Source organism: Xylanibacter oryzae DSM 17970 (assembly GCF_000585355.1).
GTDB classification, from domain to species: Bacteria; Bacteroidota; Bacteroidia; order Bacteroidales; family Bacteroidaceae; genus Prevotella; species Prevotella oryzae.
Genome location: NZ_KK073873.1, coordinates 1240045 through 1264741 on the forward strand (window position 1 = coordinate 1240045; position 24697 = coordinate 1264741).

The following is a 24697-nucleotide window of genomic DNA, read 5'->3' on the forward strand; positions in this document are numbered from 1 at the left end:
TCGTATTATATAATAAATAAAGAATTTTATGAACAAGCTATTCACTACATTAATATTGTTATCAGCAATATCTGTTTCTTCTGTGGCTGATACTGAAAATCATGGAATTATACATGCTGATCAGTGTAAACAGATAATATACAAAGAAATTTATGGCCAATTTGCGGAACATTTGGGTTCTTGCATATATGGTGGACTGTGGGTTGGAGAAAACTCAAATATTCCGAATATTAATGGATACCGTAAAGATGTTTTTGAAGCCTTGAAAAACCTAAAAGTTCCAGTATTAAGATGGCCTGGGGGCTGTTTTGCAGACGAATATCATTGGATGGACGGTATTGGACCTAAAGATAAACGCCCAACCATGCAGAATAATAATTGGGGAGGAACTATTGAAAACAATAGTTTTGGTACTCATGAATTTCTAAACTTGTGCGAAATGCTTGGTTGTGAACCATATATAAGTGGTAATGTCGGAAGCGGAACAGTTGAAGAACTTGCCAAGTGGGTAGAATATATGACAAGTGGTGGTAATACACCTATGGCAAAACTCCGCAGAGAAAATGGGCGCGATAAACCATGGCACGTAAAATTTCTGGGAGTAGGCAATGAGAGTTGGGGATGCGGAGGTAATATGCGTCCTGAATATTACAGTGACTTATTCCGAAGATATTCTACTTATTGCAGAAATTACGACGGTAACCAACTTTATAAAATAGCTAGTGGAGCTAGTGATTATGATTACAATTGGACTAAAGTAATGATGAATAATGTAGGGCATCGTATGGATGGAATCTCACTCCATTACTATACTGTTACTGGATGGAACGGCAGTAAAGGTTCTGCAACAAAATTCAATAATAATGACTTTTATTGGACAATGGGGAAATGCCTAGAAATAGAGAATGTTATAAACAAACATTGTGCTATAATGGATAAAGAAGATCCCAAAAAACAAATAGGACTTCTCGTTGACGAATGGGGAACATGGTGGGACGAAGAGCCAGGGACAATCAAAGGACATTTATATCAGCAAAATTCAATGCGTGACGCTTTTGTAGCAGCACTAACATTGAATGTCTTTCATCGTCACACAGATCGTATAAGAATGGCAAACATTGCTCAGGTAGTAAATGTTTTGCAGTCTATGATACTTACAAACGACAAAGGACAAATGGTTCTTACACCAACCTATCATGTATTCGAAATGTACAAAAAATTTCAAGATGCTACATATTTACCAACAGATTTAAAATGTGACAGCATGAATGTGCCTGACAATAGAAATATTCCAATTGTAAGTGCTTCAGCTGCACGCGAGAAAGATTCCAATACAATAGTCATCTCATTAGTAAATGTAAGTCTTGATAAGGCTCAGAATGTATCATTAAATATAGAAGGAGCCAAAACTAATACAGTAAGTGGAAGAATTCTTACATGCAAGAATATTAAGGATTATAATGACTTTGATAATCCTAATTTAGTAAAGCCAGCAATATTCAGTGATGCGAAGGTTTCTAAAAGCGGGTTAAAAGTAAAAATCCCGGCAAGATCCGTCGTAGTATTGGAATTAAAATAGTAACTTTGCAACTATAAAAATTTAAATCAAATAATTATAAGAACAATGAATGACAAGAAATTAATGAATTTAGCAGCAGACAATATCCGTATTTTGGCTGCATCAATGGTAGAAAAAGCAAAATCAGGACATCCGGGCGGTGCTATGGGTGGAGCTGATTTCATAAATGTTCTCTTCTCTGAATTTTTGGTTTATGATCCAGAAAATCCAACATGGGAAGGACGCGATCGCTTTTATCTCGATCCAGGTCACATGTCCCCAATGCTATATTCAGTACTTTGTCTATCAGGAAAATTCACTCTTGACGAACTTCAGCAGTTACGTCAATGGGGATCTCCCACTCCAGGACATCCAGAACGTGATTTAGAACGCGGTATAGAAAATACGTCAGGACCTCTAGGCCAAGGACATACATTTGCAGCTGGTGCTGCAGTAGCAGAGAAGTTCCTTCAAGCCCGTCTTGGTAAAGAAATGATTCAGCATAAAATTTACGCTTATATATCAGATGGCGGAATTGAAGAAGAAATATCTCAGGGCACAGGCCGCCTTGCTGGTGTTCTAGGACTAAATAATCTTATAATGTTTTACGATTCTAATGATATCCAGCTCTCTACAGAGTGTGGTATGGTTATGAACGAAGACACTGAAGCAAAATATAAAGCATGGGGATGGAACGTTATAAAAATTAATGGTAACGACCCAGACCAAATTCGCGAAGCTATTAAGAAAGCTCAAAACGAAGAATCACGTCCTACTCTAATAATAGGAAAAACTATTATGGGCAAAGGTGCATTGAAAGATGATGGATCTAGCTATGAGCGTAATGTTAAGACTCATGGTGCACCTCTAGGAGGTGATGCTTTCCAAAATACTATTAAGAACCTTAGTGGAGATCCGACTGATCCATTCAAAATTTTTGATGATGTTAAAGCGCTATATGAAAATCGTCAGATTGAATTGAAAAAGATAGTCGCAGAGCGTCACGCAGCAGAAGCAGCATGGGCTAAGACAAATCCAGAAAAGGCCGCACAGATGAAGGAATGGTTTTCTGGAAAAGCACCAAAAGTCGATTGGAGCACAGTCATCCAAAAAGAGAATTCTGCTACACGTGCAGCATCTGCAGCATGCCTTGGCGCACTAGCGCAACAAGTTCCTAACATGATATGTTCATCTGCCGACCTATCAAACAGTGATAAGACTGACGGTTTCTTAAAGTATACAAAGTCACTTGTTAAAGATGACTTCTCTGGAGCATTTTTCCAGGCAGGAGTAAGTGAGTTAACAATGGCTTGCATGTGTATAGGTATGTATCTTCATGGTGGAGTTATTCCGGCATGTGGAACATTCTTCGTCTTCTCAGACTATATGAAACCAGCTGTACGTATGGCGGCATTAATGCAGGTACCTATCAAATTTATCTGGACACATGATGCGTTCCGTGTAGGTGAAGATGGACCAACTCATGAACCAGTAGAGCAGGAAGCACAAATCCGTCTTATGGAGAAGATGAAAAACCATGCAGGAAAAGATAGCGTAAGAGTATTCCGTCCTGCAGATGCAGATGAGACAACCGTATGTTGGAAACTTGCTATGGAAAATATAGAAACACCAACAGCTCTAATTTTCTCACGCCAAAATATCACGAAACTCCCAGCCGGAACAGATTATGAACAAGCTGCTAAGGGTGCTTACGTAGTAGCAGGAAGCGATGAAAAATTTGATGTAATTCTTCTTGCTGATGGTTCTGAGGTTGCAACTCTTGTATCAGGAACTGAACTTCTACGCAAAGATGGTATTAAAGTCCGTATAGTAAGTGTTCCTAGTGAAGGTTTATTCCGCAATCAAAGTAAGGAGTATCAGGAAAGTATACTGCCAAAAGGAAGCAAAATCTTTGGTATGACAGCTGGCCTTCCTGTAACACTTGAAGGACTAGTAGGAGCAAATGGAAAAGTATTTGGCATGGAAAGCTTCGGCTTCTCAGCACCTTATCAAGTACTAGATCAAAAATTAGGATATACTGCAGAGAACGTATATAATCAAGTTAAAGAACTTTTAGCAGAATAATGGACATTAAAACGATAGGACTAGCCAGCGACCACGCAGGATATGAACTTAAACAGTATGTTAAACAATACTGCGAGGCTCATGGCTATGAATATAAGGATTACGGCACATACTCTACTGATAGTTGTGACTATTCGGATTTTGGCCACGCATTAGCACAAGGAATAGAATCTGGCGAAGTGTATCCTGGTATAGCAATATGTGGTAGTGGTGAAGGGATAAGTATGACGCTTAATAAGCATCAGAATATCCGTGCTGGATTGTGCTGGATACCAGAAATAGCACATCTCATACGCCAGCATAATAACGCCAATGTTCTTGTAATGCCAGGAAGATTCATAGATAATGCCATGGCAAAAAAAATTATGGATGAGTATTTTTCTACTGACTTTGAAGGTGGACGCCATCAAAGGAGAATAGATAAAATTCCTATTCAGAAAAAATAGCCATATAAAACAAGGCAGACTATTTGATATGAACCCCGAAAGTTAGACAAAGAACTTTCGGGGTTTTATAATGACAAAAAAGAAGAGTATAATACTCACGAAAATTTAGACAACCGCATTGTTAGACAAATAAGTTGTCTTTTTCCAGAGAGGAGGTGGTTCTTCTTCAATTTAGTTAAAGTAGCTTCATTTGCATAAATAATTATCACAATACCACTAGCCCTTTGTTTATGGGGTTTTCAAACATGTTGGAATACCGCAAAATGTAAACCAGACTGGTAACATTACTGCAGATGTGTATACCATAATGGTAAGACTTTTATATTTCTGTAAAGTGGATCAGTAAAGCTTTTAATAATTTGTATAGTAATTCAGTAAGTATAACAACAAAGATGTATACCTAATTCAGGCATAGTCATAGCTATTCTTTTACTATACAAAAGCATTGAGTTAGGTCCCTAAAAACATAGCTTTTGATGAGTGAAAGCATAGCTTTTGCATCGCTAATAGCCCTCTTTTAGAAATATCACCGTGATTTTTTACAAAAAAACGCCACAATACCACTATCTTCATAAATCATTGAATATAAACACTATACAAAGCAATAAGCAGAACGCTTTTACCACAAAATACCACTCATACACCACTATGAAAATAAAGTGGTATATGAGTGGTATAATTGAAGAAGAACAACTTTTGGAAAAAGACAAAGTGAGGTTTCATAACCAAACCTCACTTTGTATAACACACTGTTAATCAAACAATTAACACAGATTAGTGAGGTTGATGTTTCAAAAAAGTTTTTTACAAGAAAAATATTATATACATTGATAGTATCGGCGAATCGGTACCCGCAGTATCACTTGAATCAGTACCATCATATCACTGCAATCGGTACCAGAATCTATAAAAATTATATTATATTTGGTTTGATTTCAAAGATTTTCTTTAAATACTTAAATGATATAAAAAATAAATTAGTTTTTAGCCCATAATTACGGCAAGCCTTAAGGTCCTCTTTTGTGGTTAAAAATCTGCTATACAGATTTTTTGTACTTATTCCCCCTACTCTCATAGTAACAAAATCCATTTTAATATACTTAGCCTTTATATTATATTTATAAAAAAGACGCACCATCATATCATAATCTGCAGCGATTTTGTAATCCAAAGAAAATAGACCATATTTTAGATACACATCCTTTTTTGCATAAAATGTAGGATGTGCAGGCATTAATCCATATTTCAACATCATGGGTCGAAATATAGCTGAAGAATAATAACGCACACATTTTTCTTTATTACCATTCTTAATGAAATGTACATCACCGTATACGGCATCAATACCTTCCTCAAAATTATCAATCATACTTCCTATCACGTCATCCGATGTAAAATAATCATCCGAATTAAGAAAACCTATTATATCGCCTGTACTATTCAGAATACCCTTATTCATTGCATCATAAATGCCATTATCAGGCTCTGATATAAAACGAAGACGGCCAGAAAAATTAAATTGATTAAGTCGTATAATGTCAATTGTACTATCGGTGCTTTTGCCATCTATAATCAGGTATTCAATATTTTTATACTTTTGGGACAATACAGAATTTATTGTATCAAGAATAGTCTTCTCGCTATTATATGTACATGTAATTATTGAAACTTTCATCATATTGATTTACTATATAACAATCATGATTACAAATTATTGTTTTAAACGCTAATAATATTCTTGATTTGAATAATGGTCTCTAAAATAATATTAACTTTGCAAATAAAACCAATTAGATGGAAACTAATAATGGACATAAAATTGCTGCAGTAATAGTTTGCTATAATCCGTCAATAGAAAGATTACAGCAAAGCATAAAAACAATATATAAGCAAGTTGATCAGATATTTATAATAGACAATCATTCATCAAACATAAATGAATATGAAAAAGTAATAGATTCCAAAATAAATATCATCAAATTAGATGAAAACAAAGGTATCGCGTATGCACTTAATGCAGGACTAATGTACTGTAAAAAGAGTAATTACTTATGGATGCTAACACTAGACCAAGACAGCATCTTGAATTCTAATTCTTTAGATTTACTATATAGATCTGCAATAAAGGATATTACGGCAATCATTGCTCCTAGAGTAATAGATATTAAAGCACCTGATAAGGATATCAATAAAGGGCTAACTGTTATCACTTCTGGTTGCCTTACTAACATAGAAATAGCAATAAAATGTGGTGGATATAATAATGAAATGTTTATTGATTATGTAGACCACGAGTTTTGTTTAAGACTACTAACCAAAGGCTATAAAATCATAAAGAATTACGATGCCATATTACATCACGAAATAGGTAATATATCCCAACATAAATTACTTTGCTTCTCATTCGGAACCACAAATCATCCAACTTACAGGCATTATTACCTTTTCAGGAATAAAATATTTATTTACAAAACATATATTAAAGACTTCCCTAAATGGATCTTTAATGACATTATACTATCATTTAAGTCATTAGTTTTAATATTTGCATTTGAAAAAGAAAGAAAGAAAAACATAAAATTTATCTTTTGGGGCATTAAAGATGGACTATGCGGAAATTTCAATAGAAAAATTGTACAACCATCATTTCCTATTAATCAGATTTTTGATCATGACATATCTAAACACTAACTTCTTAAAAACAGTATATTTGCTTTGTGATGCGGTAGTTGATATATTGGAATTATGACGATAGAAATATATCAGTTTGTCAGGTATAAACTTTAACTCGTATCTAAATGCAGCAATACAACCAATCCATATATCATGCATCGGAATATCAGAAGGAAAGGGTAAGACAGTCTCTATGATATTTCTTTTAAAAGCCATACAACAGCCAAGGTACCCGTTCTTTATCACCAAATTATAGAGTTTCCCGTAATGTGTCTTATTTAAACTATAAAAAGAATTTGATATACATCTACTATCTTTATCCATTACGATACAATCACTAACTATACAATCATATTGTTTTAAATACTTTAAACTTATAGTAATCTTATTTTTTATCCATACATCATCCTGATCCGAAAGAAAGATGTATTCTCCATGAGAATGTTTAATTGCATTTTCAAAATTACTTATTGGTGAACCTTTTTTAGGACCTTCAAATATTTTTATTCTTGGATCTCTAATACCATTAATAATATTCAAGGTATCATCAGATGATCCATCATCTGAAACTATAACTTCATCACAATCATCTAATTGTATTAAAATAGACTGCAGCTGTCGCTTTATATATTTTTCGCCATTATATGTGGCAATACATACAGATATCATTTTTTCTTAAACAGATAATGGTTAATATAATATGAAATAAATGCATTTTTTTTTGTCTTTAATGTCAAGGACAAAGTATGTTTCAGAACAAGAACGAAAAGACTTATTTTGCGTATAGTTCCCTTATTAGGATAATTTGAAGCATCACGTAAATACTGTTTATATCTAGATAATAATTTGCAATAATCCTTTACTTCGTTAGAAAAAGACTGAATCACATTACAATCCAATAAATAGAAAGAGTCATTATACTCCTTAAATTTATCAATGAATCTAATATCTGTAAAGTCAAGTTGTAAATTCTCATCATATCCCCCACATTTATCAAATTCTTTTATAGAGAAACACATACCACTATTAACAGGAACATATTTATGTAACGAGTAAATTCCTTCATCCAACCTTTTTACAATCGGAAAGCCACAACACAACTTAGAAGGCGAAAAGGGCTTATTAAATTTGTAAATCAATCTTGGGGCAAAAAGAGAGATTCCCTTATTATTCTCTATCGCTATTCTATATGCCATATACGAGTCGGTAGGAAAATAAGAATCTTGATCCAATATCAAGAGCCATTCGTAACCCATTGCCTTAGCGCAGCTGGCAGCAATATTATAAGCCTTTGGCAGTCCACTGTTATTAATGTCCCTAATATATATCGCCCTTGGATCTTCTATTTTATTTTTTATATTTGTATCTGAATTATCATAAACAATATATTTGTCCCAACATTCTGATTTTAGAAGACTTTTATAGGTATTCTGTTCTTCTAAAATTGAATTATATAATACAATTACAGGTAATATTTTTACTCCATTCATTTTCTACAAAGCATTAATTTATTAACTCAGCATAGAATATCATTATACATAAAAGAGATAAACCAATTAAGACTACTACTGATTTAGATAATAATCGAGGCCTAATTACATAATAAATATTAGTAAATAAAATTATGTCTACAATCCCATATAAGTCATGGATTCGAAATGCGACAACCGGCAAAGTAGCAAATACCAGAAATGAAGCAATAGATAGTCCCATAATCTTTAGCATTATAGGCAAATACTTATTATATTCTGCAATAAGATCATATTTCAAAAGCAAAAAGAAATATATCATTATTTCAACAAGAAAGACCATATTAAAGACATTTATTTCATCACCAACAATACCTCTTTCATTTAATTCTTGATATATCTGTATTTTATTACTAATATATGGAATTGGAATAACAGATACCAAATTCAAATGAGAAAAATAGAATATGTATCCTAATGGTACAATAGAAGCTAAAAGAACTCTCTTTACTTTTGTCAATTCATTATTAGTTAGAAAAATAAAAGGTAATAACGACAAGGCTGAATAATGAAAAAAGATCGCGGCAAATATCAATGATAAAAATGTCAATCGCTTTTTCTCTGCCAAAGGTTTTATTGATAATAAAAAAAAGCCAGAGGCGACAGATGCTCTAATTTGAGTCATATCTTGTATCAAGAAATAATAACCGATATATATTACCACCGCAAGAAAACATATATCAGAATACTTACGTATAGCATACATTTTCAATGAAACTCCTAAAATTGCATAGAAAATTAATAGAGATCTAACATTTCCGGTAAGGTGCATAAATATAGAAGACAACCACCTAAACGAAAATTCCACAAACATAGACAAATTCGTTTTATCGTAATTCTGAAAATAGTATTCATAATTAAGAGAATCACCATCACAACCTATAGGTCTTAAACCTGCTACACATATTAATATCATAGCAAATGTGTAAAAGATATACATGTTGTGCTTATTACACAAGTAGTCTTCTACATATAAGATAAGAACTGCTAATACAAAAACTATGAATAGAATTACAATCATAATATTATAAAAGTTCTTTAAAAATTTTATTCATCTTCTCACATGCCATGTCCCAATTAAATCTTTTAATGTATTCATTCCCTCTTTTAGCTAAATTTATTCTATAATTATTATCATCTAATAATAACATAATACTATTCACAGTTTGACTTACGTTCTTAGGATCCACTAAAAGTGCGGTATCCTTATCATGTGCAAAAACAGTATGTCCTTCTACATTTGTACAGACTACGGCACAACCACACGCCATAGCCTCTGTGGCAGGCAGTCCCCACCCTTCTTTAAGACTAGTAGTAAGAAATATAGCTGTCGAATTATACAAACTGCACAAATTATTAGGGCATCTTTCGTAAGTAATCCATTCTGATATATATATGCATTTCTTATATACTCCAAACATCTTTACTTGAAGCATGGGATGTTTTTTATGGCATTCAACTAATGCCTCATATGCATATTTTGTACCTTTAAATTTTTGTTCGGAATATAATAATGATATAGTATAAGGATTTCTATCTTCTATACTATTTTTTATATTAAAACCTTTGTCGTCAACAGAATTATAAATAATAGAAGGCTTTACACCAGATACTTTAAATACAATATCAGATAGATAGTCTGAAACAACAATATGCGTTATCGGTAATTTATAAGATTCGTATAACCCATTAATGTCATTGCCAATCCAGGTTTCATAACCCTGAATAAGATTAACTTTCTTACCTTTTGAAGACGATAATCTGAATACATCAAGAGCAACAGTCCATTGTGTAGAAATTATTACATCAGCATCTCTTATATTGCGATCAAATATTTCATTTATGAAAGTTGCTTTCACTGAAGGATTAAATTCAAACCAGTCAGGAAGTCCGAAATATGTATACTTTGCCTTTAAATATAACAATAATGCAGGATACTTATATTTTATTCTAGATACATTCATAGCATGGTATATCATTACGTCATTCCCCATTAAAGAAAGACGATTTGCATATTCATACATTATCTTAAGTCCACCACCAGGACAAGAACTATAACCAGGCAAAATAAAGTTTATTACCATCTTATCTGCATTTTCTTCATTTCATATCTAATAATTGAAAAACAAACAATTATCTCACATAATTGAGCTACTATCCATGAAATACCAGCTCCCATTATACCCAATTTAGGTATCAATACTAAATTCATTACAATACATATCAAAGCTACAAAAGCGCCTAGATAAGGTGCAAAATATTGCAATTGCAGACCATAAAGGCCTTGAATTGTAAGCATACTTGCAACAATAACAAGGAAAGGTAATATAGAGAATAACCTCAAAAGGGGTATAGAATCATTAAAACCATTTCCTAATAATATATGAACAACAAGAGGAGACACGAAAAATAATATAAAGGTCATAAGTATTCCTAATAAGGAAACCAGTTTCAATATTCTTTTAAGATATCTTGCACCTTTTTCTACAGACTCATTGAAGAGTCTGCTCATTATTGGGAAAAGAGCAATATTAATTGGCAAACTCGTAATCGACATTACAGCCATAATAATGCGATAAGCACCTGAATATATACCTACTTTATAATCACTCTCATAATAGCCAAGGATTGTCATTCCTACTAAAGTATAAGCAGACATAAACAGATTATTAATAAAGATAGGGAAGCTCTTCTTTAAGACTTTCTTGACAAGTATATCCGTTATATTGATTCTTGTATATTTCAGGTCATAATGCATGATTACATATACAAATGCGATAAAACCAACAAAAATGTACGAACATGACAAAATGAGAACATATGCTTGATAATCATTAGGACATCTCACAAATATAACTATAAGAACAGCTCCAACAAACTTAATGAGAAAGTTAAATAAAGCCATCCTCCCCATATTCTCAAGCCCCTGGAAAAACCATGTTGGGAATAATGCTATACCAAGATTTACTAATGCCGCATTAAAATATAATACAGGATTTGTATTTACCTTATCAACAAAAATACCTACAAAAATAAGTATTAGCATAGAAGCTACGAACAATGCTAATCGTGAAAAAATTACGGTCCAAAATATAGTGCATAAACTTTTTTTATCATTCTGATATATTGCGACGTCCTGAGTAGCAGAATATTCAAATCCGAAATATACAATAATAGTTAGATAACTTATTATATTTTGAGCATATGAAACAACACCAAAAGGGGAAGCCCCTAATGCCCTTACTACAAAAGGCATAATAATAATTGGTATAATATAATTAGCTATCTGTACTACACCAACTGAAGCAATATTCTTAACTAATGCAGAAGAATTCTTTTGGATGCTCCAACTCATAATTTAAATTTTATTACCTGACTCTACTCTATTTCTTGTAAATAGAATAACTGTCCTAACAATTAAACCTGCAATTATAAAGAGGACTATTATATATACCTTGGGTATATTATTTTTTTTCAATGGCACCGAAGCAGACTGCACAACTGTAAATACAGGCGTACGCTCTTGAACTTTAGCTTTTGCCATTTGGAATTGTTGGGCCATTTGAGTATACATATTATACTTCAGCTGCATTTCATTTTCCAAATCTTCTTGTTTAACTTTATAAGACTCAAGCGCCAGTTCCTGGTTGGCATCCGAATAAGAACCATATAATTGGCGCGATTTCACATATTGACTTTTTGCTTCATCTAAAAGCTTTTGCATATAAGCTACATCATGTCGTGCCTTATTAGTTCTATAGTTAGTTATAAATGATTGAAGTCGCATTTTCACAGAGTCAGCCATTGTCGCAGAAATTAATGGATCCTGAGCTGTTACATCGATTTTTATTATGTCTGACTTTTTATCTACACTGCATTTAACCAAATCCTGTATTGACATAGCGATATTATACTGTTCCTGAGTAAGTTTGAAAGGATTCACCTTATGTTCCTTTCCATCAATTATATTCGAAGAAAATGATTTAATCAACTTTTTAATCCATAATTGAGGATAGCTCCACCATGGTATTTTCTGATACTTATTTATATAATCAGAAAAAGTAGTATTTATGTTACCATCAATTGATTTTACTTTAACATTAAACAGACTCGTAATAAAATCCATCGAATTCATTAAATCAGGATATATTTCGGGATATAAAGCATCATCAGACGACATTGACTTGACATCCATACCTATCATCGATGCAATAGACGATAAGTTTGATGATGTAAGACTGCTCCCTGACGTCTCAGGAGCAAGCATTACACTTGTTTTATAAACATTCGGGATACTGAATGCCACAATAAGTCCTATTAATGCTGCTATTGCACAATATATAAACACATTTTTTTTATCTGCTGATACGATTTTAAATATCTTACTAAAATCAATTTCCATATCAGCATGCTTTATCGTTTTATTTTCCATTTCAATATTGCTTATTACTTTAACACATTCGCTAGTGTTGCTATCATAGTCGCTATAGATGCAACTGAGGTACCAATAGTAAATATTTCAGATATTGATGCCCTATCCCTTTGTGGTTTACTCGGTACCACTATTTCACACCCTGGAAGTACCTTGGCATTATGCCCAACTTTTGCAACAGTCCCATTCATATATATTATATAAGAATGACTCTTCTTTGCCCTGTTTCCAAAACCACCGGCCTGATCTATATAATACGAAAATCTTTTGCCTTCTTTAAAACTAACAGTATTAGGATACATCACATCTCCACTTATTTTAACAGTCGGGTTATATTGAGGTACTATTATTCTATCACCTTCACGTAAGGTAACATCTGCATCCCCTCCTGGGTTCTCCAAAGCCTTTTCCAATTCTATACCAACAAAATAAGTATCACCGATATCCATCTTTTTCATATTCACGATATCTTTATCTCCGGCATTTGCCTGAGCCATTTTTACTATAGCCTCCATTCTGAGTCGTTCATCTGGATTTATCTTTCTTTCCAGTCTTGCTCCTCTTACATAAGCCATATTAGTAAGTCCTCCTGCAGCATTAATAATTTCACTTATCCGCTGGTCCTTCTTCTGTAAAGTATAACTGCCACTAAACAAGACTTCACCTTCTACACTAACATTTTGCTGAGAAGAGTATCCGGGACTTTTACGTACATAAACCTCATCATACGGTTCCAACTTAAAACCTGGTTCTCCATCTATTACGAATCCATCCTTTAATGAAAATGTATATGTATTGGCAATAACATCACTTGTCGTAATGGCCTTTTGATCTGATATTCTTCGAGATATATCAACTTTTACTGACGATGCAGCATCCTTTAAACCTCCAGCCTGTAATACAAAATCCTCTAACGACTCATTTTCTGCATATTTATATACACCCGGATAGTAAACCTCACCGTGGATTGTTATTGTCTTACTTATTTGTCCATCCTCTTTGCTTGGAATAAACAACACATCTTCATTTTGCATTGGTATATCTGCCACTTTGCCAGACATAATCCCTTCTATATCTACCGGTACTACTTCGAGTGTTCTGTCTTTTTTCATTCTGTGCATAACAGCATGAGCAGTAAATGCGTCTTCTTTAATTCCATCAGCGTGTAGCAGCAATGTACGTACGCTGTTTATGTCTCCTCCTATTTGATACATTCCCGGACGGAACACAGCACCTTTCAATTCAACCATATTGCTATAGCGCTGTATTATAGAATCTACACTTACAGAATCTTCATCAGACAAGTGGAACGAATTCATATCAAATTCTCCGATATTGAATACAGAATATTCTCTCCCTGTTTTTCTTACTAACCTTACAGTTTTCTTATAAGCATCCCCTTTAAAGCCACCTGAGTATTTAAGCAGTGTTTCTACACTTTCATTTTTACGCATCTCATAGTACATTGGCCTTTTTACTTTACCGGTGATATCGACAAGGCAGTCATAAGGGCCTACTACTATTACATCATTATCCGCAAGTCTTACATTACCTGTCAACTTTCCATTCAATATGTAATCATATATATCTACAACTGTAACTAGTTTTCCTCCTCTATACACCTTAATATTGCGTAGCGTACCAATATTATTGATTCCACCTGCCATATATAAGGCATGGAATACTGTGGCAAAAGCCGATAACGTATACGTGCCGGGAACTTTCACTTCGCCCATAACATTAACCATTATAGTACGTGTCTGACCAACTGTTAGCCGTATATTAGAACTTTGGTATCTTGCACCTAATTGTGAGCGCAGTCTTGAATTTGCCTGAGCTACAGTCAGTCCGCTTACCTGTACAGGTCCAAAGCCTTCAATAGTAACAGTTCCATCTGGCGATACTGTGCCCTCAACAGTTTTTTGCGAAGCACCATATATATCAATGTATACAGCATCCCCTGGTCCTAAACGGTAATTTTGAGGCGTAGCTATATTCATATTGGGTTCAAATGATAATGACTTATTATTGAATATATCACGCCCAAAAACTTTTTTTACATTATCTCCAGAATTGCTTTTTATAGAATCCACTGAGAAAGATTTAATTTCCCTTTGCATATCCATAAACTGCACATTTGTACTATCATAAGCACTATTAGGATTTTCTTCTTTTATTCTGTATTTGGCAGTTGCTTTCTTTGTATCTCCATTTACATTTCTCATCCGATTGTTACTCACATTCAAAGAACCCTCACCTGATTCAGCTCCAAGACCTGTGCCTTTTTTCAGTCTATCATAACTTTTTTTTACTCTTCGTATCTGACTTATATCCACACCTTTTTGCATCAATTTTGTTACAATCTGGCTTTGAGAAACTCCCTTCTGCTGCTGTTCAATTACAAAATCTATGACTTGCGAGTCAGTCATAAAAGATTGCGCCATACTCCCTAAAGAGCATAACATTATAAATATAGGTACTAATATAAGTCTTTTCATTTTTACTATACGTCTTATTTAATAAGTTTTCCTTTTAATAATATACATCGCTGTATCCCACATTATCTTCATGTCTAACAACAATGTTCTGTTTTCCAAATAATGTACATCAATTCTAAGTCTCTTCAACATTTTATCCATGCTGTCGGTATACCCATTATATAAGGTAGCCTCAGATGTCATTCCCGGCCTCATTTCATATATTAAGTTGTAGTCATTATCCTTCTCCATAATCTTATCAATGAAGAATTTTCTTTCTGGTCTTGGACCCACAATCGACATATCACCTTTTATTACATTCCACAATTGTGGCAATTCATCCAGATGATGATTTCTAAGAAACACCTCGAATTTTGTTGATGATTCCGAATCAGGAGTAGGATTCAATAATGGTTTATCGTCCTCAATATTACCTTTCATCGTTCTGAACTTATATATAGTAAAAGGTATTGCATCTTTACCTATTCTCTCTTGCGAGAATATTGCCGGTCCGTTACGCTGAGCCTTCAACAACAAGAAGATAAAAAGCATTAATGGTGATAATATAATGACTCCGAAAGTTGCCAAGCAAAAATCGGAAAACCTCTTTATAGCCCTATCTGCATAACCCATGGCATCATGCCTGCATACTAAATAGCCTTTATTCTCTTTTCCATCCATTAGATTTGCATTGTCATACATACCTTATTACAACTTAAAAACTTAAAAATTATTGCAAAGGTAGGTGTTTTTATATTAAAAAGACAACGATTACAATAAAAAGTATTATCTTTGCACACTGAATATTATATCAAATCATCGGGGATGACTGGATTAGACAGCAGGATGAGATGGTATGTAAGCACGCAGTGCGCCGATGGCTGCCACTATAATCCAAGCGATCAAAAATTTATCTGGCGAAAATAATTACGCTCTTGCTGCCTAGTCGAAGATAGTAGACTGGCTTTATCCCGTCACTAGGTGACAGGACGAGACATCGCTCAGAGGCTCTTGTTCCGAAGCTTTCTGGTCCAGCGGTGTAGGAATAATCGGGAATAGTTATAGTAGGCCTTGATGCTATAATGAAATTTAGAGGATAAGGTTGTAGTGGGTGGTCCAGGTCTTGCTACAGCACGAAAACCGAAGGCTGGAATAAGCGTGTAGAAAGCGTATGGTTTCCCTGTTTGGACGAGGGTTCAAGCCCCTCCATCTCCACAAAAAAAGATTGATGAAAATCAATCTTTTTTTATTTTAATACATCTGTATATATGTTCAAGTTTTGTTATCATATTTACTTTGCTATAACGCCTTAATGAATTCATCCAGTATTTTAAGCCCTTTGTCCGTAGCAAATCCCCTGACAGTTACAAGCAATAAATTTTTGTATATATCAATAAAAGGATATTTCATATAGAACTTCGTTCTCATTATATATTCCATCTGAGCATCAGCAAGTTCAAATAGAATATCATATCTTACATCGCTACGGAAGAATCCTTCTTCTACTCCTTTATTAAAAAAATTTAAGGCGCTGTCTTTATTACTACGTTTATTATCCTGTATACATGCTATCACCTTTTTATATTTATGCAGTTCCGAATATAAAAGAGGATTAACATGGCTAAGTTCTTCAACCTGCTGACGGTATATTTCCAGAATTATCTCCATTACATTGGGATTCCTGTTCAGGAAATCATCCATTTTCTTCTGTTTTATACTCATTCGCCGCATTATAGTTTCCATTATAAGACACTCTTTGTCACAGAATATTTCGTACAATGTTCGTTTAGATATAGACAGGTGTGCTGCTATATCATCCATTTTTACGGCACGAATGCCTTCTTGCTCGAAACGGCGTAAGGTTTCTTCTAATATTCTCTCACGAAGGGTATGCCTGTATTCTGTAGTGCTGCTTATTTTGTGCATAATAAAACATTTAGTGCAAAGTTAGTTATTTTTTATTTAATTCTTTATGTTTATACTTATATTTTGTTATCTTTGTAAGCGATTTTATAGAAAAAATAAAAGTATAAACTTATATTATAATAGTACAAGATGGTCAAGATCTCTAAAGAGGCTGCTTTGTTATACCATGAACAAGGCAGGCCGGGTAAAATTGAGGTTATCCCAACAAAACCTCACCGCACACAAACCGATTTAAGTTTAGCTTATTCTCCAGGCGTAGCATTCCCCTGTCTGGAAATACAGCAAAACCCGAACGATGTTTACAAATATACTGACAAGGGTAACCTTGTTGCCGTTATAAGTAACGGTACAGCAGTACTTGGTCTCGGTGACATCGGCGCGATGAGTGGTAAACCTGTTATGGAAGGTAAGGGATTACTCTTTAAGATATATGGTGGTATCGATGTTTTTGATATTGAGGTAGATGAGAAAGACCCTGAAAAGTTCTGCGAGACAGTAGAAAGGATCGCTCCTTCTTTTGGTGGTATCAACCTCGAAGATATTAAGGCACCTGAATGTTTCTATATTGAGGAACGCCTTAAGAAAACTCTTGATATCCCTGTAATGCATGATGATCAGCACGGTACAGCTATTATTTCTGCTGCCGGACTAAAGAATGCTCTCGAAGTAAATGGTAAAGACATCAGTAAAGTAAAGATTGTTGTTAACGGCGCAGGAGCTGCTGCAATATCTTGTACTAAACTGTACATGTCACTTGGTGCTAAAAAGGATAATATCCTTATGCTCGACTCCAAAGGCGTTATTACCAGTGATCGTGAAAAACTTAATGAGCAAAAGAGATTCTTTGCTACAGATCGTCGTGATGTTCATACTCTCGAAGAGGCAGTTAAGGGTGCAGATGTATTCGTAGGCCTGTCTAAGGGTAACGTACTTTCTAAAGATATGGTACGTAGCATGGCTGACCAGCCTATCGTCTTTGCTTTAGCCAACCCTGATCCTGAAATTACTTACGAAGAAGCTATGGATAGCCGTCCAGACGTACTTATGAGTACAGGACGTTCTGACTATCCTAACCAGATCAACAACGTTATTGGTTTCCCGTACATTTTCCGCGGTGCTTTAGATGTTCATGCCAAAGCTATCAACGAAGAGATGAAACTGGCAGCAGTAAAGGCTATTGCCGACTTGGCAAAGCAACCTGTTCCTGATGTTGTAAATGATGTATATCATGTTAACAACCTCACATTTGGTCCTAAATATTTCATTCCGAAACCAGTAGACCCACGTCTTATTACAGAGGTATCTGCTGCTGTTGCAAAGGCTGCTATTGATAGTGGTGTTGCACGCAATACTATTACAGACTGGGATGCATACAAGAAGCATCTGCGTGAAATGCTAGGTCAGGAGACTAAGCTGACACAGAAGTTATATGATACTGCTCGCAATCACCCACAGCGTGTTGTCTTTGCAGAGGGTATTCATCCTACGATGCTTAAAGCTGCTGTACAGGCTAAGGCTGAGGGTATCTGCTATCCTATCATATTAGGTAATGACGAACGTATCAAGAAGTTGGCTAAAGAATTAGAACTAAACCTTAATGGCATAGAAATAGTAAACTTGCGTAGTGATATTTATGCAGAGCGTCGCGAACGTTATGCACATATTCTTGCAGAAAAACGTTCACGTCAAGGTTATACTATAGACGAAGCTAACGATAAGATGTTCGAAGGTAACTACTTCGGTATGATGATGGTAGAGACAGGTGAGGCTGACGCTTTCATTACAGGTCTTTATACTAAATACTCTAATACTATCAAGGTAGCGAAAGAGGTTATCGGTATTCGTCCTGAATATAAGCACTTCGGAACAATGCATATATTAAATTCAAAGAGAGGTACTTACTATATTGCAGACACACTTATAAACAGACATCCGGACAAGGAAGTACTTATAGATATAGCCAAACTAAGTGCAATGACTGTGAAATTCTTTAATGATGAACCGAAAATAGCCATGACCAGCTATTCTAACTTCGGCACAGACGAGAAAGGAAGTCCTGTACAGGTACACGAGGCTGTAAAAGAGATGCAAGCTCAATACCCTGATCTTGCCATAGACGGTGAGATGCAAGTTAATTTCGCTATGAACAAGACTTTGCGTGATTCTAAATACCCCTTCTCACGTCTTAAAGGTAAAGATGTCAACACTCTTATATTCCCTAACCTAAGTAGTGCTAACGGCTCATACAAACTGTTGCAGGCTCTTGATCCTGACACAGAGATAATAGGCCCGATCCAGATGGGTCTGAACAAGGCAATACATTTCACCGATTTCGAATGTTCGGTTCGTGATATAGTAAATATCACAGCTGTAGCAGTAATCGATGCATACGTAGAAAAGGTCAAAGACAAGATCAATAAATAAATAAAAAAATATCCCTTGAAATTTCAAGGGATATTTTTTTACTTTTCACAGAGTATACTTACTATTCGTTCGGCCGTACGTCCATCCCATCTGTCAGGGAGTGAACATTTTTTCCATCTGCCTTCTTTAATATCTTCCACATATCGTGCAAGCATATCAGGGTCTTCACCTACCAATACGTTCGAACCAATACTTACAGTTTCCACATGCTCTGTATAACTATTAAGTGTTATACATGGTATCCCGTTAAATGTTGCCTCCTCGGCTACATTGCCAGAGTCTGTAATTATGCCCATTGCATGAGATGTAAGATATCCGAACTCAAGATATGAAAGAGGGTCAATTATCTGGAATGTATTATTTACCGGCAATAAATCCTCTACAACCACACGTGCCTCATCCCTCAAAGGAGCAATAATATTAATGTCACCAGAGACGCGCAGCATTTCATTCAGCATCTTCCGTAAGTTTTCTCTATTACCAAGAATGGCTTTACGGTTAAGAGTGAATACCATATACTGTCCTCCATTAAGTTGAAGACTGTCTAGCACATCAGGTCTTTGCAGACGCGAATGGTTAAATCTCAGAGTATCCATTAGTATATTACCAACCATATAGACCTGAGATATATTAGCACCCTCACGACTTACTATACTGTTACTCCCCATACCGGCTGTAAAAAGCAGATCAGAAAGTCCGTCTATAACCAAGCGGTTTATTTCTTTTGGCATCTTAATATCAAAAGAACGTGTACCGGCCACTAGATGTGCTAACATAACGCCCTTTTTCTTTGTAACGATAGCAGCGGCCATTGTAGAAGCAAGATCATCAACAACAATTACACAATCGGTTTGATTGTCGTCCAGATACTTGTCAAATTCTCCCATCACTTTACCTGTCAGTTCATTAAGACTTAGGCAGTCTACTCCAAGATATACATCCGGTTGCCTTATCTGAAGGTCATCAAACAGGGATGACTCTAACGACTTATCCGATAAAGAGCCTGAATACACCAGTTTATAGGCAATATTCTTCCCCTCTTTTCGAGCTTTGTTAATAGCCCATATTATAGGTGCAACTTTTATAAAATTAGGTCGTGCTCCTGTTACTATACATACATTCATACTCTTTAAACATTTATTGGTTTACTGATGCAAAAGTACAAATATTTTATGGATATAAATAAGTTTAAAGGTAATTTATTTAGCTATAGCCGTTTTAAGTCTGTCCATAGCCTCATTCAGCAGTGCCCTCGGACAACCCACATTCAGGCGCATATAACCTTCACCTCCTTTACCAAACATTTCACCGTCATTAAGAGCTAGATTAGCCTTATTAATAAAGAGATCATTGAGTTGCTCATGATTCAGATTCAGATCGCGGCAGTCCAACCATAACAGAAAAGAAGCCTGCGGACGGAGTGGTTTTATCTGAGGTATATTCTTAGCACAGTATTCAATTACGTAATCAATATTACCTTCAACATATTCCAGCATCTGCTTACGCCACTCTTCTCCATATCTGAAAGCTGCAATAGTAGCTATAGGCGCAAACAGCGTAGGCTCATTCAGTTCGTTGGCCCTAAGCCATCCGAAGTATTGTGCCCTTATTTTATCATCAGGAATAATTGCGTAACTGCTTACTATACCTGCTAGATTAAATGTCTTCGTAGGTGCACCAAATGTGATGCTACAATGTGCTGCCTTATCTGATACAGAAGCAAATGGTATGTGCTTATTGCCATATATTGCCATATCACAGTGTATCTCATCTGATAAGACTAATATATTATGATCGTAGCAAAAATCAGCCAGGCGTACTAGTGTTTCTTTAGACCATACTATGCCTCCGGGGTTATGAGGATTACTGAGGATAAGCATACGACACTTATCGTCTGCTACCTCCGTCAGATTATCAAAATCCATCTCGTAAGTCCCGTCTTCATTCCTCTTCAATGGATTGAAGACTACCTCTCTCCCATTACCTATTGGTGTAAGTCTGAACGGATGATAAACAGGAGGCTGTATGATTACTTTCTCGTCTTTCTGAGTAAACACATTGACAGCCATTCCTATGCCTTTGACAATACCGGGAATATACGTTATCCAGTCTTCATTGATATTCCACTGATGATGCGACTCTATCCAGTCTATCACTGTAGGCCAGTAGTCTTCCGGTTCAACTGTATATCCGAATATATGATGCTCTAATCTTTTACTTATCGCATCAACGATAAACTCAGGTGTTTCGAAATCCATATCTGCTACCCATAATGGCAGCAAATCTGAACGTCCATAACGTTTCTTAAGCACATCCAACTTCAGTGCTCCTGTACCGCTACGGTCTACTATTTTGTCAAAGTTATATTTTATCATAGGGCTTGTTTTATATCATCTAACAGGTCTTCTACATCCTCTAGTCCTACAGACAAGCGTATTGTAGTGTCTAGCACGTCCATTTCTTTGCGCTGCTGGTCTGTGAATAATCCGAAGATTGTACTTGCAGGGTGTATTGCCAGAGTTCTGTTATCAAATAGATTTGTAGCTCTCCTTATCAGTTTCAGATTGTTTAGGAAACGGAAACAGGCATCACGATCTTTAAGATCGATCGTTAGCATCGCTCCAGATGTCTCACCAAACTGTTTTCTTGATATCTCGTAATATGGATTATCCTTAAGTCCTACATAATTAACCTTTACGCCGGGCAACTTATATAGTTCATTGGCAAGCCATAAAGCATTTTCTGCCTGTTTGTTGTATCTCACAGCAAGTGTTTCAAGTCCTAGCGACTGCATATAAGCCACCTGAGGAGTCATGTATGCCCCTATATTAAAGAGAAGCTCACCACGCAACCTGCAACTAACGAAGTCGAACCTGCCGTAATCTATCACAAGTCCGCCAAGTGATGTAGCGCCACCAGATATGTATTTAGTACTTGATACTATTTCTACGTCTACACCCAGTCCACCCAAGTCTGTTTCTGTGAAAGGAATCGTTGTCGAGTCTGCAATAAGAGGGATGTTATGCTTACGTGCAATAACAGAAAGAGCTTTAAGATCAGCTACCTCCAACTGTGGATTTGTCATTATCTCAAGAAAAATACAACAAACATCTTTGTTTACAGCCTCTTCCACTGCTTTAGCATCAGTAAGGTCTAGTAGTATCACTTTTACCCCAAACCTCCTCAGTGTACCAGTAATAAGCGACAATGTGTTGCCGAACAAATGGCGTGATGCTATTATATACTTCCCCTCAGAAACTACAGCCATAAGAGCATTGCTTATAGCAGCCATTCCTGAATTGAACGCGACAACATCAGCCGCACCTGTAAGCGACTTCACTTTGTTTTCAAAATATGTTACTGTTGGATTCTCCGTGCGAGAATAGTCAGGACCCTTCATTCGGCCGCAAAAAGTATCAGCCATATCTTGAGCATTATCAAACTCGTATGCTACTGAATTATAAACCGGCATACTTAATGCCCCATAAGGGTCCTTCCTACAGAAAGGCTCATCTATAGCTTTTGTCTGTTTCTTCATACTTAACTTTTTAAAAGAAATGCAAAGTTAAAATATTATAAGAAACAGACAAAAGAAAAAGTGTTATAAAATATTATTTGTTACACATATACCAAACATGTGGTATATTTAGTTGTCTTTAAACAATTCTTTTATTCCTCCCAGACTGCCAAGAAGATTGGTAGCCTCATATGGCAAGTATACAGTTTTCGTCTTATCACCGGTTGCAACCTCCTTCAACATAGCGATATATTTCTGAGCCAACAGATAGTTGGCAGGATTAGAAGTCTTACCTACAGCCTCTGTTATCTTCTCAATAGCTATAGCCTCGGCTTCAGCCTTACGTATACGGGCCTGTGCCTCACCTTCAGCATTAAGGATGGCCATCTGTTTGTCAGCCTCAGCATTATTTATTGTAGCCATCTTTGCTCCTTCCGATTTCAATATTGCAGAAGCCTTTTCGCCTTCACTGGTAAGGATTGCTGCACGCTTGTTACGTTCTGCCTGCATTTGCTTCTCCATTGCCTGTAACACACTCGCTGGAGGAGTGATGTCCTGTAGTTCCACACGGTTAACCTTTATACCCCACTTGTTTGTTGCGTCATCCAACACAGCACGCAGTTTGGTATTGATAGTATCACGTGATGTCAACGTCTGGTCCAGTTCCAGTTCGCCTATTATATTACGCAGTGTTGTCTGTGTAAGTTTCTCTATGGCGTTAGGCAGGTTGTTAATTTCGTAAGCAGCCTTGAAAGGGTCTACTATCTGAAAATACAGCAGAGCATTGATTTCTGTCTGCACATTATCTTTAGTGATCACATTCTGCTTGTCGAAGTCATATACTTGTTCACGCAGGTCAATAGAATTAGAGTAAAGGTATCTGCCTCTACTCATCGTTATTATAAGTTTAGCTCGATCAATAAAAGGTATGATGATATTTAGACCCGGCTTTAGTGTGGCATAATAACGCCCCAGACGCTCTATTACTTTCGTTTCTGACTGTGGAATAATCACCAGACTCATCTTGGCGAATATCAGTACGCAAACTACTATTGCGATTAGAACATAAGTTGTAATTTCCATATTAAATATAATATTAATGATTAATACTCTAAATCTTTGATACAGTGACAATTATACTTTCCATACTTATCACTTTTACTTTATCTCCCTTTACTATTTCCTGTCCGTCTGCGCTCTGAGCCTTCCAGTCGTCACCATCAATGGCTACCCTGCCGAAACCACCACTTACGATGGTTTCACTCACCCGTCCTTCTCTACCAATCAGCGCGTCAGCATTACTTTCACGTGCAGTGCCTTTATGTCCCGGTAGATATTTCATGACCATCGGACGAACCATAAAAATACATATTGCTGATGCAACGGCGAACGTTATTATCTGAGCCACCATACCAAGTCCTATAGCTGATGCAATAGCAGCTATTCCGGCTCCTATAGCAAAACACATTATATAGAATGTACCGCTACTTAATTCGATAATAAGACTTACTATAGCAAAAAACACCCATATCTGCCATACATTTTGTGATAAATAATCAATCATTGTCTTTCAAGTTATTATTATGACGCAAAGATATAAAATAAAAATCAATTTATACCATACATTATG

General features: G+C 35.6%; 20 protein-coding genes and 1 other RNA gene. 6 read left to right on the forward strand and 15 right to left on the reverse strand.

Annotated elements, in window-relative coordinates:
- Nucleotides 1–28 precede the first annotated feature (28 nt).
- Genes XYLOR_RS05155 through XYLOR_RS05165 form a run of 3 tightly spaced genes read left to right on the forward strand, consistent with a single transcriptional unit; the run spans nucleotide 29 to nucleotide 4089 of the window.
- A complete protein-coding gene (locus XYLOR_RS05155) occupies nucleotides 29–1579 on the forward strand; it encodes an alpha-N-arabinofuranosidase (protein WP_036877570.1) in 1551 nt (516 codons plus the stop codon).
- A 45-nt stretch (nucleotides 1580–1624) separates the two neighbouring features.
- Nucleotides 1625–3643, forward strand: a complete 2019-nt coding sequence (locus tag XYLOR_RS05160) for a transketolase family protein (protein ID WP_036877571.1) — start codon at nucleotides 1625–1627, stop codon at nucleotides 3641–3643.
- Complete coding sequence (locus tag XYLOR_RS05165; RefSeq protein WP_036877572.1) at nucleotides 3643–4089, forward strand: RpiB/LacA/LacB family sugar-phosphate isomerase; 447 nt, start codon at nucleotides 3643–3645, stop codon at nucleotides 4087–4089. Before XYLOR_RS05160 ends, XYLOR_RS05165 begins: the two co-directional genes overlap by 1 nt.
- Nucleotides 4090–5002: 913 nt before the next feature.
- On the opposite strand, the gene XYLOR_RS05170 is transcribed toward XYLOR_RS05165, so the two are convergent.
- Entirely contained in the window at nucleotides 5003–5767 is a 765-nt protein-coding gene (locus XYLOR_RS05170) for a glycosyltransferase family 2 protein (protein WP_309477141.1), read from the reverse strand.
- 116 nt (nucleotides 5768–5883) lie between these two features.
- Between XYLOR_RS05170 and XYLOR_RS05175 the strand changes: the two genes are divergently transcribed.
- Nucleotides 5884–6780: a glycosyltransferase family 2 protein gene (locus tag XYLOR_RS05175; protein ID WP_036877573.1), complete on the forward strand. Its 897-nt coding sequence runs from the start codon at nucleotides 5884–5886 to the stop codon at nucleotides 6778–6780.
- Here XYLOR_RS05175 and XYLOR_RS05180 read toward each other — a convergent pair.
- Genes XYLOR_RS05180 through XYLOR_RS05215 form a run of 8 tightly spaced genes read right to left on the reverse strand, consistent with a single transcriptional unit; the run spans nucleotide 6733 to nucleotide 15881 of the window.
- Nucleotides 6733–7431: a glycosyltransferase gene (locus XYLOR_RS05180; RefSeq protein WP_036877574.1), complete on the reverse strand. Its 699-nt coding sequence runs from the start codon at nucleotides 7429–7431 to the stop codon at nucleotides 6733–6735. The genes XYLOR_RS05175 and XYLOR_RS05180 overlap by 48 nt on opposite strands.
- The gene (locus tag XYLOR_RS05185; protein ID WP_036877576.1) at nucleotides 7428–8252 is read right to left on the reverse strand and encodes a glycosyltransferase; all 825 of its coding nucleotides are present in this window, start codon (nucleotides 8250–8252) and stop codon (nucleotides 7428–7430) included. Before XYLOR_RS05185 ends, XYLOR_RS05180 begins: the two co-directional genes overlap by 4 nt.
- A gap of 13 nt (nucleotides 8253–8265) precedes the next feature.
- A complete protein-coding gene (locus XYLOR_RS05190) occupies nucleotides 8266–9312 on the reverse strand; it encodes an EpsG family protein (protein ID WP_084608525.1) in 1047 nt (348 codons plus the stop codon).
- Nucleotides 9313–9316: 4 nt separating this feature from the next.
- On the reverse strand, nucleotides 9317–10375 hold the full coding sequence (locus tag XYLOR_RS05195) for a glycosyltransferase family 4 protein (RefSeq protein ID WP_036877579.1): 1059 nt from the start codon (nucleotides 10373–10375) through the stop codon (nucleotides 9317–9319).
- Nucleotides 10369–11646 carry a flippase gene (locus XYLOR_RS05200; protein WP_036877582.1) on the reverse strand — a complete coding sequence of 426 codons (1278 nt, stop codon included), beginning with the start codon at nucleotides 11644–11646 and terminating at the stop codon, nucleotides 10369–10371. The genes XYLOR_RS05195 and XYLOR_RS05200 overlap by 7 nt, the downstream gene beginning before the upstream one ends.
- 3 nt (nucleotides 11647–11649) lie before the next feature.
- A complete protein-coding gene (locus XYLOR_RS05205; protein ID WP_036877584.1) occupies nucleotides 11650–12723 on the reverse strand; it encodes a Wzz/FepE/Etk N-terminal domain-containing protein in 1074 nt (357 codons plus the stop codon).
- 14 nt (nucleotides 12724–12737) lie between these two features.
- Entirely contained in the window at nucleotides 12738–15221 is a 2484-nt protein-coding gene (locus tag XYLOR_RS05210; RefSeq protein ID WP_036877586.1) for an SLBB domain-containing protein, read from the reverse strand.
- A gap of 18 nt (nucleotides 15222–15239) precedes the next feature.
- The gene (locus XYLOR_RS05215) at nucleotides 15240–15881 is read right to left on the reverse strand and encodes a sugar transferase (protein ID WP_051509040.1); all 642 of its coding nucleotides are present in this window, start codon (nucleotides 15879–15881) and stop codon (nucleotides 15240–15242) included.
- 140 nt (nucleotides 15882–16021) lie between these two features.
- Here XYLOR_RS05215 and ssrA point away from each other — a divergent pair.
- Nucleotides 16022–16418: a transfer-messenger RNA gene (ssrA, locus tag XYLOR_RS13570) on the forward strand.
- 81 nt (nucleotides 16419–16499) lie between these two features.
- Here ssrA and XYLOR_RS05220 read toward each other — a convergent pair.
- On the reverse strand, nucleotides 16500–17126 hold the full coding sequence (locus XYLOR_RS05220; RefSeq protein ID WP_036877590.1) for a TetR/AcrR family transcriptional regulator: 627 nt from the start codon (nucleotides 17124–17126) through the stop codon (nucleotides 16500–16502).
- Nucleotides 17127–17255: 129 nt separating this feature from the next.
- On the opposite strand from XYLOR_RS05220, the gene XYLOR_RS05225 reads away from it, so the two are divergent.
- Nucleotides 17256–19550 carry an NADP-dependent malic enzyme gene (locus XYLOR_RS05225; RefSeq protein WP_036877593.1) on the forward strand — a complete coding sequence of 765 codons (2295 nt, stop codon included), beginning with the start codon at nucleotides 17256–17258 and terminating at the stop codon, nucleotides 19548–19550.
- Nucleotides 19551–19588: 38 nt separating this feature from the next.
- On the opposite strand, the gene XYLOR_RS05230 is transcribed toward XYLOR_RS05225, so the two are convergent.
- From XYLOR_RS05230 to XYLOR_RS05250, 5 genes are all read right to left on the reverse strand, one after another.
- Nucleotides 19589–20674: a UDP-N-acetyl glucosamine 2-epimerase gene (locus XYLOR_RS05230; RefSeq protein ID WP_036877595.1), complete on the reverse strand. Its 1086-nt coding sequence runs from the start codon at nucleotides 20672–20674 to the stop codon at nucleotides 19589–19591.
- A gap of 75 nt (nucleotides 20675–20749) precedes the next feature.
- Nucleotides 20750–21925, reverse strand: coding sequence for a MalY/PatB family protein (locus XYLOR_RS05235; protein WP_036877596.1), 1176 nt, complete (start codon nucleotides 21923–21925; stop codon nucleotides 20750–20752).
- Nucleotides 21922–23088, reverse strand: a complete 1167-nt coding sequence (locus tag XYLOR_RS05240) for a trans-sulfuration enzyme family protein (protein ID WP_036877597.1) — start codon at nucleotides 23086–23088, stop codon at nucleotides 21922–21924. Before XYLOR_RS05240 ends, XYLOR_RS05235 begins: the two co-directional genes overlap by 4 nt.
- A gap of 108 nt (nucleotides 23089–23196) precedes the next feature.
- A complete protein-coding gene (locus XYLOR_RS05245) occupies nucleotides 23197–24150 on the reverse strand; it encodes an SPFH domain-containing protein (protein ID WP_036877599.1) in 954 nt (317 codons plus the stop codon).
- Between the two features lie 28 nt (nucleotides 24151–24178).
- Complete coding sequence (locus tag XYLOR_RS05250; protein ID WP_036877601.1) at nucleotides 24179–24631, reverse strand: NfeD family protein; 453 nt, start codon at nucleotides 24629–24631, stop codon at nucleotides 24179–24181.
- Nucleotides 24632–24697: the final 66 nt, after the last annotated feature.